Here is an 18,845-nt window from a genome sequence, read left to right as displayed (position 1 = left end):
GTCCTGCCTGTACTGTCTGTACTGTGCAGGCGCTGCACGGGTAAGGCTGTCTGGTATGGCTGTATTGTGATGATTTTGTGGTACGTCTATGAGCAATAATGAGATTTATAACCTGCCTTCAGTAGAGGGCACCCTGGAGGGAATTTATGGCAGCGGCACCTCTGGCAGGTTCAAGAGTGTAGACGTATGGTTCCTGGAAATGCTCTCATGCAATGCCCCTGACCCTGTGGAAAACTGCAACGCCCTGGGCACCGATCCCTATACTGTTCACGGCTCCCACGAGGACAGGGATGTGCTCAGATATGTGCACTTTATTCCCGGTGCCTGCAGCTGGCATGAGATCAGCCCTTTTACCTCTCCTGCCGATGAGGATGACTTTATTCCGGCCCTGGTCAAGAACGAAATGGTCAGCGAACCTCAGGATTACGAAAGCGCCCCGCTCTGACCGCCAGGATGTCTCGAGACAGCCTCGAGGCTGCGTTGAGACTGCTTGAGAGCTGAGTAGACGCAGCGTCGCTGGTGCGTAATTGCAGCGTCGCTGGTGCATATTTGCAGCGATGCTGCAGCGCAGCTGCCCCGACGCGGCCGGTCTGCAGATAAGATTACGGAGCAGGTCCACTTTGAGATCTGGTAGCCAGGCCCAAAAAAAGGCCCGTCAGCTTGTCAGCTACGGGCCTTTTTTTTGATCTGGAGGTTACGGGCGAGCCGGCAGCCGGGTGCTGCTGGCGTGCCCTTTAGCGGCGCTTGATGCCGTAGGCGTTACGGGCCTGGTAGTTGGCGTAATGGCCACCACTGCGGCTGCCTGGCTGAGCCGTTGCTGCAGCTGAGGCTGCGGCGGCACCACCTGCCATACCAGTATTGTGCAGCTCATTGAGGGTATCAAGCTGGTCCTTGCTTAAGGTTGAGACCGAGTTGAGACCACCGTTTACTACCTGGCTTAACAGGGCTGCCGGATCCTCGTCATCATCCGCAGCTGCAGCTGCATCATCACTCCATGAGGTGCCGCCCTCAATAGTACCCAGAGCCATTGGAGCCATGGACACTACATCAGACATGCCAGGATTCATGGAGGTGGCATGAGAGAAGGCAGAGGTAGCCGGAAGCGGTCTCTCCACAGCGCCAATACTGAGCGCGCCACCTGCCGATGGAGGTGAATCCATCCGGGCAAGAGCCTGCTCTACTGTTGGATAGGAGGCAGAGCGGCCACCGCCACGGTTTGCCCCGGCGATACCGGCACCTGCTGCTTCGGCTCGGGCACCGGTAAGCATCTGCAGATCCTCGTCATCAACAGCGTCAGCACCTAAAAGCTGTGCCAGATCCTGAGGGGTACCGTGACCGCCTCCATTCATGGCAGCAGCTCCCTGAGCGCCGCCACGGGCGATGCTGCGACCGGCCGCCGCTGCTGCACCAGCAGCTGCAGCCCAGGCAGAACCGTTACCCACTGGCATTACCGATTCAGCAATGGAGCTTTCAGAGGTAACTGAACCAATGGCTCCAATGGAGCTCTGGTCAGCTGCTCTGTTGCGGCGGGCCCGGGCGCGCTGATCTTCAACAGCTGCAGCGCGGGCTGCATGTGAGTTGCTGTCACGGCCGGAGGCAAGCTTGCTGATCTTCTCACGGTTGGCCTTAACCTTGTCCTCAGGACTGAGCTCGATCACCGGCTCAGCCGGTGCCCTGGCAGAGCTGCCAATGGTAACGCTGTCATCCTCAAGAGCTGAATCAAGGTCAGCGGTAAGGTTGCGCAGATAATCCTGGGAGGTGTTTTCCACGCTCAGAGCCAGTGCTGCAGCTGAAGCGCCCTTGTGCTTGAAGTCATTGAGCACATTGAGCGGATCTTCAACTTCATCGTAGGAAACTGATGAACCGGCTGCAGTCTCACCCTGACTCTGACGGCTGGTAGTGAGCAGCCCCTTCTTTTCGTTTTCACTGATGATGGAATCAGCAAGGCGGTCGATAGCATCGAGATCCTTGTCACTGATTACCTCATCATCTGAAAGGGTAATGCTCTGAGCACGGATACCGTCACCGGCAGCCAGAGAGGAAATATCATCAAGTGAGCGGCCAAAGCTCATCATGGTGTCAGGAACATTAAGTTCCGGCATGTCGCCAGGACGGGCGCCGGCCTCACGCAGCTTGTCTGCAAGGGCAATTTCCTCAGGAACCTCATCAGGAAGCTCAACACCTGCAGTAAAAGTGGTATTACCGGCTACAGCATATAGATCATTGAGCTCAAGACGGGCCTGACGGGCCACCTCTGGGGAGAATGGATCAGGCTTCTCCTGCATCATGGAGGCAATGATCTGACGCTCATCCTTATCAAGGGCTGATGATGGCTCAGGACTTTCAAGAGCAGCACGCTTGCGTGACTTGCGAGAAGCATCCTTTTTGTTTTTCTTCTTGCCCTTGCGGCTCTTTGCTGAACCTGCCTGTGAGTCTGAGTCGTTCTGGGCGCTGCCTGAGGCGGCATTGCCGGATCGGCCGGTATGACTGTCGCGATCTGATGCAGCTGCGGCGGCCAGAGCAGAGTCGGCGGCAGCCAGCTCCTCTTGGGTAACCGGCAGCTCCAGAGCGGCCTTTTCCTCAGGGGTAAGCAGAGCCTGACGCTGCATTTCAGCCTCATGCTCCATGGCTTTACGCTTGAACTCGGCTGAAGTGTCCTTGATCCTGCCGTCTTCATCAACTTCGTAAATCAGACGCAGCTCATCTTCACTAAGACCGGTATTGGCAGAAATCTCAGCCAGGGAAACACCTGCTTCGATGTACTCATGGGCCTTGTCCAGGGTATCAAGTCTGATACTGGTATTGCCCATTTCCTTCTGCTTCTGCACAAATTCATGATCGTAGATCATGTCTACCACAGGAGCAGACTCTGCAGAGCTTGCATAGTTCTCATTGGCCTGAGACATGTCGCCGGTCATGCCACCTGTCGCACCGGTGCTGTCACCGGCACTGCCTCTGCCAGCCCTGGCAGCTTTTGCAGCATCAGCAGGACTCATATCATGGTTAACAGCCACTCTGAGATCGTCAATATCATCAAGTGACTTGCTTGAGGCATAGTCGATGGTCAGCTGAGTCTTGCCGGTGGCCTCACCCACGCTCTGCTCTGAGCTGAAGGAGACAGCACCATCATCACCATCAGAGCTGATGTCCTCAGACGGGGTAACCTTGCTGTTGCGACGGGTAAATTTCTCAAGAGCCTCAAGGCGTTCCTGATCTTCCTTTCCACCTATATCCTTTGATGAAATCAGGGAGCTGTCACCACTTTCCATGGTCCAGCCATCATTGCGATCAGGCTGAGCATAGCTGCCGTTTTTGAGCTGATCTGCGCTGGCAAAAGAGCGCAGCGCCTGACCTTCCTCGGTAATGGCAACAGAGGAAAAATCAGAGCTGTCCTTATCAGGCTGATAACCATTGGAGTGATCAGGACGACCACTGCCCTCAAAGCTTTCAGCCTTGTAGGTGGAGCGCTCCCCCTCCTTGAGTCTGTTGTTATTTCTGCGAGCTGAGGATGACTCTTCAGGAGCAATGCCAGACTGAACAGAAAGGATAACCTGAGCTGGTTCCTCAATCACGCGTGCAGCTGCACCACTCTGAGCAGCAGAGCTGCTCTCATCGCCGCCCTTGCCATCGGCACCGCCTGCAGCGCCTGCAGCGCCGCCGGCTGTATCCGCCTCGCCAGCTGACCTGTCAGCTGACAGGTCAGCTGCCATGTCGGATTTGTCCGGCTTGCTGTCCTTGCCAGACCTGGCACCCCTGTCGGACTTACGGTTCTTGCGGCCCCTGATGTTCTTATCTGAAAGGTCAGAGCTGTCTGATTTGTCAGTCAGATCAGACTTTTCATCACGGTCAGGCCTGCTGCTCATTCTGAGCTCGTCGACGACAGCTGCAGCCGGATCGTCGCCCATGATATCCATGATTTCCTCAATGGTATCGGCTACAGGATCGCGTGGCTGAGCATCAGCGCCTGAAGTGTCTGCAGATGATGCTGCGGCTGCAGCATTGCCTGCAGAGGCAGCGCCGTCATTATCTGACTGGGAGACAGCTTTGAGGTCAAGGTCATCGAGCTCATGGAGCATGTCCTGAACTTCGTCACCTGAGAGCACATTGCCTGACACGCCGTCATTGGCTGACAGATTTGGTGATGGCACCGGAGCCTCAAAATCGTCCGAGGCAAACTCAAGGCCATCATTAACCTTAGAGGTAGAGGTGGCCTCGGCAATGACCTCGTCCATGGTGGCATCTGCAATATCGCCAATCTGATCATCAGAAAGGTCGGCCATGTCCTCGGCACTGAGTCCACTCATGCCATCAGCACTTCCATTGTCTGGTAATACCAGATCATCAACTGGTGGCGGAACATGAACTGGAGGTGGAGGGGCCTGCATGCCCTCTGGAATTATCATGTCATCAGGCATGCTCAGATCGTCAACTGAGATATTGCCAAGGTCACGACCGGCGCTGCCCTGTGAGCCACTGCCCATGCCCGGGTCGGCGCTGCCCATGCCAGCGCCCCCGTCCATGCCAGATCCCATGTCAGCACTGCCGCTGCTCATGGCTGAGGCGCTGTCATCGACGGCACTGAGGGCGTCAGCATGATTTACCGGGATAAAGCTGTCGTCATCAGCAGCCTTGATGAAGGCAGTTCCTGATGAGGTACGGCCACCGACGGCCTGCTCAGGCTGCTGATCAGCCTCAGGCTGCTCTAATACGGATTCCTGTCGTGATAAACGTTGCTGCGGGTCGATCTCGACCTGGATGAATTCTGAGTTTGAGGATAAGCCTGGCGTGGGATTCACCTGTTGGCCGGAACCATAAACCTGCCCCTGTGGGGAGCCATATGGCATGTTCTGGTCGGCAGCAAAGGAGCCCATTTCGGCATTGTTCTGGGAATAGTTGTTGTTAATTCCCAGAGGATTCATAGGATCGCGGCCGCCATTGTAGAAAGGCTGGCCTGGCTGAGGCTTGCGCCCCTGATTCTGGCCACGGTTCTGACCCTGACCGCGACCCTGTCCCTGACGGCCCTGACCACGGCTCTGAGCCCCCTGCTCGTTGCGGGCATTGTTCATGTGCTCGCCAATAGTAGCCGGAGCGCCTGAAGTGTCCAGGCTGTTAAAGTCAGTACGGGCTACCAGACGTGCAATATCTGAGGCAGTCTGGGCAAAGGCGGCATCATTAACCAGATCGTCATCACCACCACCCTGGCTTTCAGTGCCATCAGGTGGCATAAAGATGCCATTGGAACTCTGATTGAAAGCTTCGTCAGCGGCCATGTATGCCTGCTCTTCATTCTGGGCATACATGTTCTGATTGCCATAGCTCTGCTGACGCAAAGGTTGCTGAGTGTCCATGTTCATGGAGGCGCGCATGGACGTATCACTCTGGCCCATGTCGCCATGGGAGCCGCCGGACTGAATATTGCCAATCAGATCCTTGACCGAGGATACTGATTCGACCAGAACCTGCTGCTCCTTGATAATGCTTTCGTAATAACGCTGCTGCTCGGCACCGATATCAGCGATCTGACGGTTCATGCCCTCAATGGTTTCCTTGAGGTTATGCTCGTTACCCTCTTCATCAACATAGGTAATGGAAGACAGATCGCTTACGGAGGAACCGCCCTCAAGACGACGACGGCCAAAGAGCTCGTCGAGCGACTGCTCGGCGTCCTTAAGCGCAACTTCTGACTGAACAAGACGTTCCTGCATCTCCTCCATGGCACCTTCGATGCGGGAAGCACGCCTGTTATTCAGGATAAAGGCTGCCAGTAACAGGAGCAAAACAACTATCAGGCCGCCCACGAGATAAATTGAGAGCAGGCTCATTCCGCTGCTGGTCATGTCCATCAGAATTTTCCTATAAGTCAGCTTTCCGAAACTGCACCGCCTTATCCTGGCGGTACTGGCTGACTGTACAACCTAAACCAAATACTCCAAAGCCGGTCTGTCACGGTTAAGAAGTGACATTGACAGGAACCAGGCAGTGAAGCCCTTTCAATCTCTCTTAGAATTGACAGGTTCTGTATCACCATATCGATACAAAAACCAAAAGCAGGATATACCTGCAAGCGCCTCAGTATACCACAAGCCCCCAGTTATCAAGCCTTTTAAGCCTTATGGCACTGCCGATACGCAGATGTGATCACATCTTAAGCGCACAGGGCCACGGACTGACTGCGCGTCTACGGTGACCGCACTCCCGGAACCGGATCTCCTGCCTGTCAGGGCCTGTCTGCGCCGCCTGTTGCCCGTCGTGGAGGCTTTCAGCCATAAAGGCTGTGGACTGGCCGCGCGCCCCGGCGGGAAGGCCGGCGCAGCGCGCTGCGCGCGGGGCAGCTTCATCACCGGTATGAGACTCTCTGGCGACAGGGAATGAAAATGGGGGCCCATAATGACGAAAGGCTCCACGACCGGTGAGGTCATGAAGCCTTCCTGATGCAGCTCCTGGCCCGGCCTGTGGCAGGCAAAGCCCGTGGCAGTCAGGAGCGATACAGGTCCTTATTAGTTGGAGATGTTGGCGATGTCCTGCCACTCTTCCTCGGAAAGGAGCTTGTATAAATCGATGAGAATTAAGAGGTCATCATCACGGTTGCATACACCGCAGATGAACTTGGCGCTCTCCTCGGTACCGACGTTTGGAGTGTCGTCGATATCGGCGGTGTTGAGGTCTACTACCTCGGCAACGGAGTCAACCAGAATGCCCACAACCTGACGCTCAGACTCGATGATCATGATACGGGTGTTGTCGGTAACCTCTGATGGAGGCAGACCAAAACGCATACGGGTGTCGATAACAGATACTACGTTACCACGCAGGTTGATAATGCCCAGAACATAGGCAGGAGCACCTGGAACAGGAGCAATGTCGGAGTAACGTAATACTTCACGAACCTGCATTACGTTTACGCCATAGATTTCCTTGTCCAGCTGGAAGGTAACCCAGCGTAATACCTCACCCTGGTTGTTGTTATCAGGATCGTAAATTGAGGTAGAAGTTGCTGCATCATTAGCCATTTTTGAAAAATCCTCTAAACACAATCTCCAACCGCGATAACAAGCTGGTGGAGACGAACTGATGATTGCGCAGGGTGCTGCGCACTGGCTACCCGTCAGGCTGATTAGTCAGCTCTGGTCTAAAGGCACCTTATCAGTTTGCTTTGACTGTGCCCTCAGGCACAAAACATGTGACCATGCAGACCGCAGTATCAGTCCAGCTGAAAGTCAATATTCTGATTATATCTTAGTTGCCGGAATTTTACCGGTAATAACGCATAATTTGCAAATCCCTGCGTGCACAACCCGCAAAGTTATCGCTATTGCGCCCCTGTTCTAGTTACAGGCTGGCCCGGTTTGAACTCCCGACATCAGGCCATATGCCCCTCTGGCAACTAAAGCGTTCAAACAGCCCTGCAGCAGCTCAGTCACGAGGATGCAGCACGTCGCTACGCATCAGCTGAGCTTCGCTGCTGCCAGGCGATCCTGCGCATCGCCTGAGCGGCCGACGCGTCCGCGTGCGACTGACAGCCAGTGCGCGTGTGCCTGATGGCGCACGGCGCTACAGCTGCGGCTGACGGGCCACGACGCTAGCGCTGCGGCTTATGGCCTGCGCCAGTCTTAGCGTGCGGCCGGAGCTGTGGCATTTTTGTCGCTCTTATTGCTCTCGGTTTCTTCCTTGGACTTGAGGTTCTTGTAAAGATCCTCAATGTCAGCACCGGCCTCAAACAGAGCAATCAGGGACTGAACATGCAGCACGGCACACTTGTCGGAGGTAACGATACCGGCAAGCCATGGACGGTTGCCTGGAATTTCACGCCACTTGATCTGAGAGCTGGTAAGAGTACGGTTACCCTCAAGAACATCACAGCCAATGGACCACTCGGTGTTACCAAGGGAAATCAGATATGGATACTTGTCAGGGCTGTCGTTGATCTCAGGCATAACCCAGCGCAGGGTATCTACGATATTGATCTTGTCGCCACGGACATCGGTAATACCCATAAACCAGGATGGCTTGCCAAAGAGCTGAGTAATCTTGTCGCATTCGAAAATGCCACCAAGATCGATAAGTGGAACGGCAAAGCGTACGCCCTGTACAAGGAAGAAGAGCACCTGGAACTGCTCGCCCAGATCGACATTCTTCCACTCGGCAGCAATGGCCTCGAGCTTTTTGGCCATGCGCTCCTGAGCAAGCTGCTGAGGGGTCTTGACCACCTCGGCCTCCTGCTTTTTGGCAGCAGCAATAACAGGAGCCGGTGCGGCAACGGGAGCTGCAACCTCAACGGCAGGAGCCGGTGCGACAGGGGCCGGGGCAACCTCAACCTTGACCTCTGGTTCGGCTGGGGCAGCTTCGACCTTGACCTCTGGTTCAGCCGGGGCAGCTTCGACCTTGACCTCAGGCTCAGCCGGGGCAGCTTCGACCTTGACCTCAGGCTCAGCCGGGGCAACTTCGACCTTGACCTCAGGTTCGGCCGGGGCAACTTCGACCTTGACCTCAGGCTCGGCCGGGGCAACTTCAACCTTGACCTCAGGCTCAGCCGGGGCAACTTCAACCTTGACCTCAGGCTCGGCCGGGGCAACTTCGACCTTGACCTCTGGCTGCTCGGTCTTTACTGCTGTTTCAGCGTCGGTGTCGACCTCAACTGTTGCCAGCAGGCGCTGGAGACTGTCTGAATCTGCAGGAGTTGCGTACTCAAGAGTAGACTCTTCGGTACGGGTATGAGTAACAGGCTGTGGCTGAGGCTCTGGAACTGCAGAGCTGCCTGCTGATGCAGCAAGGGCGGCCTGAGCGGCGGCGGCGGCTGACTCAGCAGATGATGCCGATGCCAGAGTGGCTGCGGCTGCGGCGTATTCTGCAGCGGCTTCAGCTGCTGCAGCTGCAGTATCCTGATTGATACTGTCTGAAGATGAAGCAGATAAGGTGGACTGGGCCTGAATATTTTGATGAGTTACAGCTGGCTGTGGAGCAGAGTCAGGCATTGGCACCGGATCTTTGTGCATTTGCAGGCCTTCTCTGAGAGCCTCTTCAGGACTCATGCCCTGAGCCTCTCTCATGGCTGCCTCTCGGGCCATTTCGCTCTGAACGGCAGCAAGCTCACTTTCAGCACGGGCGACAAGGGCACTGTGTACTGAGGTTGCAACAGCTGCAGCTGCGGCGGCACTAGGAGCGTCCTCGGCTTCAGTTACGGCCTGAGCCGCTTCAGCGGCCTCTGATGCAGAGCGGGCTGCCTCGGCTGCGGCAGCGGCTGCAGCAGCAGCTTCAGCGGCAGCACGGGCTGCTGCAGCGCGTTCAGCCATGGCTGTTAAGGATACAGGACCACCCAGCACAGGATCGGCAGGAGGCGGGGCCAGCTCAGGATCAATGGCTCCCATGGCATCCATGGTGTGCTGCTCGGCAGCGGTAAGCGGTGCTTCTGGCTCAGGAGTTTCTTCGGCAGCTGCGCTGTGACCGGAATGGATGGCGGCATTGGCACTTTGCAATACCTGCCTGTTGGACTCAGCACTGTATGCTGACTCCTGCGCAGGTACGGCTGCGAGATCTCCAGCCTCTGACTGGATTTCACCGTCGAATTCCTGGTCATCTACATCAGCCAGCATTTGCTGGAAGTAGGCGATTAGAGTCTCCTCTTCGCGATCGTGATGACTTGCTGACATCCAAACACTCCTTGAGTGATCCCCTCGGGGATCTCCGAAAGTAAAGCTGTTTCCGGGATTGCTGATCCCTGCAGTCATGAAAATCTGGTCCAAGATTCCTGACTGGAAAACTGTTCTGTTGTATTGCTCAGGGCTCATCAGGCCCTGCATTCAAGCTCTTTTAGGCAGCCTGACTGCCATGGTGGTGCTCATGCGCTGTCCTGATACTGTCAGGAAAACTCCTGAGATGACAGTTACCGGACCGCTGCTGCAACAGCCGCAGGCACCAGCTTCAAAGCTGTGTGAATCTGATTTTCGCCGTCACAGATCTCAGGAGGTAACCAGCAGATCTGTGCAATTTTGACCATGTCTCACTGACGTGTGTGAGTGCCCTGTGCCCCCATAAAATGCGCCCTGTGCATTGCCCTGCTCTGACATTGCGCCACGGCCGCTTTGTGGCGCGGCATAGCTGCCGGGTTGCTGTGCCTGTTGGCCCCCGCCGGGCTGCGTACTCTGCACTTTGCGGCGTTCTGCACATTGCCGGCAGCAACGCAATTGCTGCGTGCCCTGCGCATTGAAGAGTGCCATGAGCCTTGCTGCGTGGACAGACTCCATGAGGCAAGAGTCATTCAGGGATCAGGAGAGGCTTGAGGTCAGCAGGTATGAGACATGCCGTTATGCGCTCAGGCCCCTGCCAGGTCAGATCTGTGCTGGCATGTACTGGAGACGCTCGACCATCTCCATAAGTCTTGGGGTAACTTTCTGAGGGCTGCGCTCGAGCTCCTGCTCTACCAGGTTCTTAAGCAGACGGTGGTAGGCAACGGCGCCCTGGCGGGTCTCATCCATAAGCGGCAGTGGCAGACGCTTTGCTGATGACTCACGGAAAGACACATCAACAGGAATGCTCTCCTGCCAGATATGATCACTGTAGTGAGTCTTAAGATAGCTCAGGCTCTGTACTGAGGCCTTGGTACGACGGTCATACATGGTAGGAACAATAAGGTATTCAAAATGAACGCTCTTATTGGCACGCTGCATGACGGTAAAGGTTCTGACCATGCCCTCGAGGCCCTTGAGAGCAAGGAACTCAGTCTGGGTTGGAACAATAATGGTGGAGCTGGCTACCAGAGCATTAACCATAAGAGCGCCCAGAACTGGAGGACAGTCGACCAGGACTACGTCATAGCAGTCTTCAATCATCTTGAGAGAGCGGGCCAGAATACGACCTACACCCTGGCGGCCTGACAGATGGCGGTCAATGGTGGCCAGAGTCATGGAGGCGGCAATGAGATCCAGACCGTCATGAGGAGTATGAGTGATACAGCCAAGAATGCCCTCACGAGTGAGATCCTTCATGGCATACAGATCAAAGAGATTATTCTGCTCGAGCCTGTCGTCCTCATAACCAAGATATGAGGTCAGGGAGGCATGAGGGTCGGTATCGACCACCAGTACGCGGAGCTTTTCTTTATGCAACCAGCCAGCGAGTGTTGCCACCGTGGTTGTCTTGCCCACACCACCCTTCTGACTTGCAACTGCCCAAACTAACACTGATAACTCCTGAAATTAATTAAAACCAAGGTCGATGACTTATGCACGGGCCAGTCGGCCCAGGTTATTGAGTTTCTCTTATCGCAAACGCGGCTGCAGCAGGCTCTGCCTGCACTGCCTGGCACTGCAGCACGGCTGCAGCAGCTTATGAAGCGGCTACAACGCAGCCTGTGGAGCACCTGTGACGCGGCTATGACGCGGTTTAAGGCGCGGCTCTGGCGCTTGTGGCATTGCTGCTGACTTTCGGACCTGATGTCCGTGCCACGCTCTGATGCCTGTGTAATGGTATTGCCAGGGATACTGTCACATATGCATATTCACAGCTTTGAGTCTGCGCTTTGGATCACGCAGGGCCTATTTTAACAATATCGGCCTGATACTAGCGCCCCATTGCCCATAAAGATCAAAAAAATCGCCTGTCCTGATACTCCTTGACCTGAAAGCTGGTACACGTTGATTGTCTTAACAGGCTTAGGTCACACAGATACGGGCTCAGGCAAGGATGCACAACCGGCCCTGCAGCCCGGTAAGACGGAAGCTGCAGCTATTGGGCCGCTCAGACCGGTCCTCTGAGCACCTGCTGGTGCAGGTGACCAGTCCGGGCCGGATCCTGTGCAGCCTGCTCAGCGGCCAGCCGGTGTATGTCCAGGCGGGATTTTGGTGCAGCGCCTGGGCTGCACAGTGGAAACAGATTAAGGATGGAGGGGAAGGTACTGGCATGTCACAGCGCAAATCAGCTGCATGCTCAGACCGGTGCTGAGAATAAAGTTGACAGAACTCTGGCCACAACTGCCACTGACACACATGCGTCCATGAGGCGACTGCCTGATGGCATGGTGCAACGCGGCGCCAGCCGTGCTGCGCATGCCGCGACGGCGGTGGCGGCTGCCCGATGGCCTGGTGCAACGCGGCGCCAGCCGTGTGGCGCATGCCGCCACGGCTGTGGCGGCTGCTCGATGGCCTGGTGCCGGGTGGCATAAGCAGGCCCGCAGCCAGTCAAAGTGCTGTCAACTGTACTCTAAACACAAAGGGCGCTGCCTTGCGGCAGCGCCTGTTGAAAGGGCTGAATGAGAATTACTCGCCCTGTTGACCGAAAGGCAGACCTACATCACCATTTGGTGGTGGGGCTTCCTCCGGAACAGCCTCGTCTACAGCACCAGCACCAGCATCAGGACCAAGAGGCTCGGCCTTGAATGATACTGAACCGTCAGTATTGGACTGGAAGCTGAAGCCGCCCTGACCGGCACGGCGGGTCGGAATAATACGATCGCTGTTGCCTGGTACGATAGCCAGGGTTTCAGGCTTTAAGGCCTCACGGGAGATGGCAATAACTACTCTGCGGTTCTGAGCACGGCCAGCGCGGGTTGCGTTGGAGTAGAAAGGAGAGTACTGACCGAAAGCCTCTGCAGCCAGACGCTTAGGATCGATGCCATTAGTCTCCAGTTCCTGCAGTACATTAATGGCGCGGCGTGATGACAGCTCCCAGTTGTTGCCGTAGATAGCACTTGGAACAAAGGTGTTGTCAGTATAACCACGTACACGAACGTAGTTGTTCACATCCTTAAGGGCATTGGCAATGGTGGCAATGACCGGACGGGAACGGGTCAGAATGGAGGCTGAGTTGTTGGCAAACAGCAGTGATGAGGAAATGTTGATGGTGATCCAGTTAGGGTCATGCTCAACAATAATCTCGTTGTTTAAGCCTTCATCATTAATGGTCTCGGAAATGGAGCGCATTAAGGAGTCAAAAGGCTGGCCGCTTGGGTTTTCACCCTCAAGCTCGCTCTCGGCTGGGCCAATACCGCCTTCACCGGTTTCATCGAGCTTGCCGCCGGCAGTCATACCGGAGCTGCGGTCGGTTTCTTCGTCTGGAGTTACATTGGTCTTGGAGCCGGCTGTTGGCTTGCTGACCTCAGATACGTCCAGATCACCCTGAGTAATGGCCTCAGCATCTTCATCAGAGTTGGAGGTCTGCTCGGTAGCACCGGCATCCTCAAGGCTCTGCTGGGTGATACCAAAGTCCATAACACCGCCGCCGCCCTGGGCCTGAGACTCAACTTCGCCCTTGGCGCTGGCAGCAGAGGCCAGTGAGGCGTCAGCCATCAGATTGGCAACCGGACCTGGCAGAGCAATAACGCCAGGCACGGCTGACACCATGCCCATTTCACTGAAGGATGCCATCAGTCCCTTAATCATGGACTGGGCGTCTACAGACTTGGCCATAGCGAAGGAGTAGAGCACCACGAACACGGCAAACAGCAGTGTCATGAAGTCAGCATAAGATACCAGCCAGCGCTCAAGGTTTTCGTGAGGCGGATGTTTCTTCTTTCTAGCCATTTTTTAAATCCTGTTCATGCCCGCATTTCGCCTCGGTGTGTTACCACCGGGCTGTCCTGCTAGCTTGATAAAGCATCAGGACTACCTGATTAATCAGGGCTCTTGCTTGTCCTAAAGACATGGCCCTGATGCTTTTTCTCTTGCGGGGGTTGTCCCTGTTACCGCTGAACCTGAAAGCTTATGGCCGCAGGCTCATGGTGGAGACATGAGACTGACAGTACAGACTTACTGTCAGCTGTGGGTTAAGCACAGCTTCGGTGTCCTGCCCGTTCAGTGTACTGAACGGCAGTCAGTCCCGAAGAAGGTCAGTCACAATCAGTGACTATTCACCATTAAGGTTGCCTGTGTAAACACCGATACGGCGCTTGAGCATCAGGGTATTCTCGGCACTGGCGATTGATACAAGGCCCTCAAGGGTCATGTACTTGTACAGAGCGATTTCAGCGTTAATGGCGCGAATACGGTTGGCAGCAGGAATAAGGAAGGCGTTAGCACCGGCCACACCGTAAATGGTGGCCACGAAGGCTACGGCGATGGCAGGACCGAGCAGGTCAGGACGATCGAGCAGGGACATAGCGTGAATCAGACCAAGTACCGCGCCCACGATACCCATGGTAGGGAAGTAACCGCCCATGGCTTCGTAGAACTTGGCGTTAGGCTCGAGCTTCTGCTGCTCAAGTTCAATGGCGTTTTCAAGGAGGGCATACAGAGCGTCCTTATCCACACCGTCCACAATCATCTGAATGCCGGTACGGGTGAAGTCGTCATTGGCAGATGCTACGGAGTTTTCCAGAGCCAGTGGACCCTGCTGACGGGCCACGGTGGACATGCCGGCAAGCAGGTCACCCTGAGACTGGAAGTTAAGACGTGGAGGGGTAATAAGCCATAACATGTGCTTGAAAGCGCTGAGCAGCTCCTTGATGGAGAACTGCACGATACAGGCAGAAAGGGATGCACCTGCTACCACCAGTGCTGCTGGCAGGTTAACCAGAGCAGATGGATGGGTACCTTCGAGCAGCATTGTTGCGATAATGCAGCCTACCGCTAAAAATAAACCTACTAAATTCATAAAATTTTCACACCGAACAAAGCTCGTTGATCAACACAGCCCGGCGCCGGAGCGCTGGCCTGCATGCAAGCCGGCATTGGCTGTATCACAGAACTGCTTTTACCGCTCCACCCAACCGGAGCTTAAAGGAACAGACAAAAACATACTGTCATACATCAGAACAATGTCCCGGGGTCTCCTCAGTCAATATAACCAAAAGACAAAACAGGGCATACCAGACCTCTTTAAGCAGCAAGAGCAAGCTTAAAGTGTTGATCCCCCCCCTGGTCACTTTCGTGACGCGCTGTGCCGAAGCACCTTTGCCAGTTCATGTAAGACAGGCAAGGACCTGTTCTTTCACTCCCTGACGAAATCTGCTCAGAGCTTGTCTGAGTAAGGCTGCACTGACACCTTTACGGCACCATTTAAAAAGCAAAGCTGCCAGCAAAGCAGCGCAGCGCAGTACCGTCAGCAGCCATAATGAAATCTGTATTTAAGTCAGTTCCTGAACATCTAATCAATTATGCACCTTTGAGGGGCACGATATACGGATATGGTCCCTCAAGCTCCGTCTGCATGGGTCACCAAAGCTCAGGCGGCATGGGAACGGGCTCTACTTATAATTTGACAGCAGAGCGCACTGAAATTACAAGTCAGGAATCACTAACGGCTCACAGGCATAAAAAGGCAGTCACTCATCAAAAACAGCTGTAATTTATCAGGCTGATAAATTGCCTTAATTCCCTGCAGAGCGCATCAGAATGAGACTTTTTAAGATGCTTTGCTAATTTTATGCCAGGGACTTAGCCAAAAAATTTACAAGCAAATAATAGCATACCGGCTGGATCCAAGAATTACAGCACTCCCGGAACATGCGCACGATCAGCAATTCTTAAAGCAATTCACCATAATGGGACAAAATTCCCTGTCATGCGCACGCCTCACTTCAAGACAGTAGCGCACATTTGAGTACCTCAAGCATTTAACTGTACCGGCCTGACTGGCCCTGGGCAGCCTGACCGGTCAGGTCCGGCCAGCCTGGAAGGCTCAGTTCCTCACCGGCCCCTCAGTCACGGTGAACTTAAAGCCAGTGCTATGATCTGGTCAGGTCCGCGTCTGCGGATGAAAGTGCTGGTCCATAACTGACGAAGCCCGCAGCCGGATATCCGGTTGCGGGCTTCGTTATGTTGATGCCAGGCTCCCTGCCTTGGCAGTCTGTGACTGAGCGGGCTATGCTCAGAAGCCTGTGACTGAGCAGCCTGTGCTCAGCAGACTGTGCCTGGGCAAGCTGTGCTCGGGCAGGCTGTGCCCGGGCAGGCTGTGACTGGGCCGGACCTGACATTAAGGCCTGCCCCTGTTCACGGAGCTTAAAGGCAGCTGCGCATTAGCGGCGCATTTCCTGGACAATGCAGTCTGCAAACTTGTCCAGAGGCAGGATCTGATCAGCCAGACCTGCATTTACAACAGCCTGAGGCATGCCGTAAACAACGCAGGTGTCCTCGTTCTGAGCCCAGACCACGCCGCCCTTACCGCGCAGCATACGACAGCCTTCACAGCCGTCGGATCCCATGCCGGTCAGGATCATTGACAGTACCTTACCGCCGTAGATATTGGCAATGGAAGCAAAGGTAACATCAACACAAGGGTGGTATACCACACGTGGGTCAGCTGGCAGAATGCGGGTTCTGGTCTTGCCGGCTCCGCGGTCGAGAATCATCTGGCGTCCGCCTGGAGCGATGTATACATGACCTGGCTCGAGAACCATGTTGTCCTGGGCTTCAACCACCTCGTTCTGGCTCATGCCGTTAAGACGCTGGGCAAAGGTGCTGGTAAAGGAAGCTGGCATGTGCTGAACGATGATAACTGGAACATCCAGACGTGGCAGCTTGGGAATGATGTTCTGCAGGGCAACCGGGCCGCCAGTGGAAGAACCGATGGCTACCAGGTCATGAGACTTGCCGGAAACCTTGAAATTGGTGGATACACCCTTGGCAGCGCCAAAGCTGAACTGAATGGCGGCAGCTGGACGACCCTGATTTACTGAGCTGATGGAAGAGTAAATCTTGTCGAAATCGTCCTTGACGCGTGGAGAGGCTGCGGCAGCAGCAGAGGTGAATGTACCTGATGCCGGGGTGGCAGATGCAGGCTTGCTCAGAGTGCTGGTGGTGCCTGCTGATGACAGACCTGGACGGGCAGTGCCCAGTGTTGAGGTTCGTGCAGTTGCAGAGGTGGCACTTCCAAGAGCACCTGGACGTGCTGCAGTGCCTGCTGAGCTGGCTGAGGCAGCTGGACGTGACAGCGGAGCTCTGCGGATATGAGAGCGGGCAACGGCCTTGATGTTGGAGCGCAGGGCGTTAAGAGCATCTTCGCGACGGTGGGCAATATCGTCGAAGTTCTTAGGCATGAAGTCGACAGCGCCAGCCTCCAGAGCCTTAAAGGTTGAGTTGGCACCTTCAAAGGTCAGAGAGGAGAACATGAGAATTGGAGTAGGGCACTTGTTCATGATCTCCTGAACTGCAGTAATGCCGTCCATAACAGGCATTTCTACGTCCATGGTGATGACATCAGGCTTTAAGGACATGGTCATTTCGACACCTTCCTTACCGTCCTTGGCCTCGCCGACTACCTCAAAAGCAGGATCGCCTTGAATAATCTCAGTAAGTCTTTTTCTGAAGAAGGTAGAGTCATCAACGATGAGTACCTTAATTGCCATAAGAACCTCTTAAATCTACGACCTGCCATGGGCAAGCGGCCCACGGGTCTGCAACGGCTGCCATCTCTATGCCTGAAGCGCCAGGATGGAGCGTATTCTGATAAATATACAAAGCATCAAACCACACACAGCTATAGCGGTTGATACCCTGCTCCTTATAGTCAATGGTTTTAGACTGTGTCAGTGCTGGTGTTCCCAAAGCTGACTTTAAGTGATGGCAGCCCGGCATCTGTCCGGCTGGCTCACAGGTCAAGGCAACTTCAGAGCGATGCACACAGAATCTGAAAGAAAACTTTGCGGCCTTTGCGGCCAGTTTTTTAACAGTTAACAGTGCCCATGACAGGGTGCTGCTTATTTAAAAACAGATGCGGAACCTGTTTGCTGATCTTAATCCTTACGACTGTCAGACCATTGGAACATTATACAGCTGAATCAATTTGAATTAAGTAAGCAGGCCTGCTATTGCCTAAAAAAGGCAAAAGCTCCCTGAAGTACACTTCGGCTCCCTGCAATTGAGACACAGAATAAAAATCATCACACATGGGTACAAAACCACTTAACCGCTCGTGCAAATCACAATGCAGGCACGTGATCCTTCCTGCGCTGCTGTATTGCTGCAACAGAGCGCACCTTTGCATACAGAGAAAGTGAAACCTGAAATGGACCGCCCTTATGTCTGAACAGATTCAGCAGGTTCTGCCTGCCTAAACATGTGTGACAGAGCAGATTCAGGTAGTAACGCAGTTTTAGCAGGCGGCACTTACTAAAAGCAACATTATCTGCAGGTTCTGCCCGCAAAATAAGACTCAGCTGTCGCGCGGCCTGACTGACGCTGATTTCCCCTTATGATTAAAAGGAATGAATACAGGTGATGTGTTTGACTGTGCATTTTATGGCTGATAAGCCATTACTGCAATGGTGTGTATATCGGCAAGGATATGCACGGCTTAAGTTACATTGCCAGACTTTAAAGCAAAAAGTCCATAAAGCCGGGCTTTTGTACACTTAAGATACGCCATTATGGGAAAAATAGCAGCTTTGTGTATCTATCTGAAAATTTTTATTGATACAGACATACAACGCCTGATAGAAAAACGCTTTGTGCTTTAGGCCTATAAATACGGGCTTCCGCATATAAGACATGATATATGACAAGTTGTCCGCAGCACTGATCTGCAATACTAATCTGCCCACGTCTGGGCCCACTCCCTGCTCAGCCACTTTGTCTATGGGCTGCTAAGCCAATTTGGCTGTCTCCTGGTTGCAATACAGAGCCATATCGGGGCCAGAAGCACGAAGCCCGCGCTTATTGTGTTGGCCGCCCAGCATGGCTCCCTGCACTGCTCCCATTATGGCCCCAGCACGGCGAACAGCTATGCGTGGCGGCTGCATATGTGCCGGAGGCTGCCTATGCGCAGGAGGCTGCATATGCATGGGGGCTGCGTAGGCTTCCTTGACGGCAACATATTGATTGTTATCTTAGGTAAAATAGTGCCATGCGAACAGGGGTTGATATGCCGCATGGCAGCCCCCAGGCCGCATGACGGGTGGAATGTCCGTCGGATATTTG

The 18,845-nt window shown here is 54.5% G+C and carries 8 protein-coding genes and 1 pseudogene; 1 reads left to right on the top strand and 8 read right to left on the bottom strand.

Annotated elements, in window-relative coordinates:
* The first annotated feature begins 88 nt into the window (after positions 1-88).
* Positions 89-445, top strand: a complete 357-nt coding sequence (locus MXE39_RS08425; protein ID WP_246978147.1) for a hypothetical protein — start codon at positions 89-91, stop codon at positions 443-445.
* Positions 446-734: 289 nt separating this feature from the next.
* On the opposite strand, the gene MXE39_RS08420 is transcribed toward MXE39_RS08425, so the two are convergent.
* The 8 genes and pseudogenes from MXE39_RS08420 to MXE39_RS08385 form a co-directional block, all read right to left on the bottom strand.
* Positions 735-5,837: a hypothetical protein gene (locus tag MXE39_RS08420; RefSeq protein ID WP_247073978.1), complete on the bottom strand. Its 5,103-nt coding sequence runs from the start codon at positions 5,835-5,837 to the stop codon at positions 735-737.
* 660 nt (positions 5,838-6,497) lie between these two features.
* Entirely contained in the window at positions 6,498-7,010 is a 513-nt protein-coding gene (locus tag MXE39_RS08415; protein WP_246978145.1) for a chemotaxis protein CheW, read from the bottom strand.
* Between the two features lie 600 nt (positions 7,011-7,610).
* The gene (locus MXE39_RS08410) at positions 7,611-9,647 is read right to left on the bottom strand and encodes a chemotaxis protein CheW (protein WP_247073977.1); all 2,037 of its coding nucleotides are present in this window, start codon (positions 9,645-9,647) and stop codon (positions 7,611-7,613) included.
* Between the two features lie 678 nt (positions 9,648-10,325).
* Positions 10,326-11,177 (bottom strand): ParA family protein, encoded by an 852-nt coding sequence (locus MXE39_RS08405; RefSeq protein WP_246978143.1) that lies wholly within the window; start codon positions 11,175-11,177, stop codon positions 10,326-10,328.
* 1,074 nt (positions 11,178-12,251) lie between these two features.
* Positions 12,252-13,202, bottom strand: coding sequence for an OmpA family protein (locus MXE39_RS08400; RefSeq protein WP_348647476.1), 951 nt, complete (start codon positions 13,200-13,202; stop codon positions 12,252-12,254).
* 123 nt (positions 13,203-13,325) lie between these two features.
* Positions 13,326-13,514: pseudogene (locus MXE39_RS08395) on the bottom strand (flagellar motor protein MotB); the annotation flags it as partial.
* A gap of 322 nt (positions 13,515-13,836) precedes the next feature.
* Positions 13,837-14,583 carry a flagellar motor protein gene (locus MXE39_RS08390; protein ID WP_246978142.1) on the bottom strand — a complete coding sequence of 249 codons (747 nt, stop codon included), beginning with the start codon at positions 14,581-14,583 and terminating at the stop codon, positions 13,837-13,839.
* Positions 14,584-15,946: 1,363 nt separating this feature from the next.
* Positions 15,947-17,275 carry a chemotaxis response regulator protein-glutamate methylesterase gene (locus tag MXE39_RS08385; protein WP_246978141.1) on the bottom strand — a complete coding sequence of 443 codons (1,329 nt, stop codon included), beginning with the start codon at positions 17,273-17,275 and terminating at the stop codon, positions 15,947-15,949.
* Positions 17,276-18,845: the final 1,570 nt, after the last annotated feature.

This window comes from Anaerobiospirillum sp. NML120511 (assembly GCF_023050955.1).
Lineage (GTDB): Bacteria > Pseudomonadota > Gammaproteobacteria > Enterobacterales > Succinivibrionaceae > Anaerobiospirillum.
Note: the sequence above shows the minus strand (reverse complement) of the source record. Positions and strands in the feature narration are given on the sequence as shown.

Bases quoted from the DNA above. Each gene is read 5' to 3' on its own strand.
- MXE39_RS08425 (WP_246978147.1), top strand. From the start codon at position 89: ATGAGCAATAATGAGATTTATAACCTGCCTTCAGTAGAGGGCACCCTG.
- MXE39_RS08420 (WP_247073978.1), bottom strand. From the start codon at position 5,837: ATGACCAGCAGCGGAATGAGCCTGCTCTCAATTTATCTCGTGGGCGGC.
- MXE39_RS08415 (WP_246978145.1), bottom strand. From the start codon at position 7,010: ATGGCTAATGATGCAGCAACTTCTACCTCAATTTACGATCCTGATAAC.
- MXE39_RS08410 (WP_247073977.1), bottom strand. From the start codon at position 9,647: ATGTCAGCAAGTCATCACGATCGCGAAGAGGAGACTCTAATCGCCTAC.
- MXE39_RS08400 (WP_348647476.1), bottom strand. From the start codon at position 13,202: ATGGACTTTGGTATCACCCAGCAGAGCCTTGAGGATGCCGGTGCTACC.
- MXE39_RS08390 (WP_246978142.1), bottom strand. From the start codon at position 14,583: ATGAATTTAGTAGGTTTATTTTTAGCGGTAGGCTGCATTATCGCAACA.
- MXE39_RS08385 (WP_246978141.1), bottom strand. From the start codon at position 17,275: ATGGCAATTAAGGTACTCATCGTTGATGACTCTACCTTCTTCAGAAAA.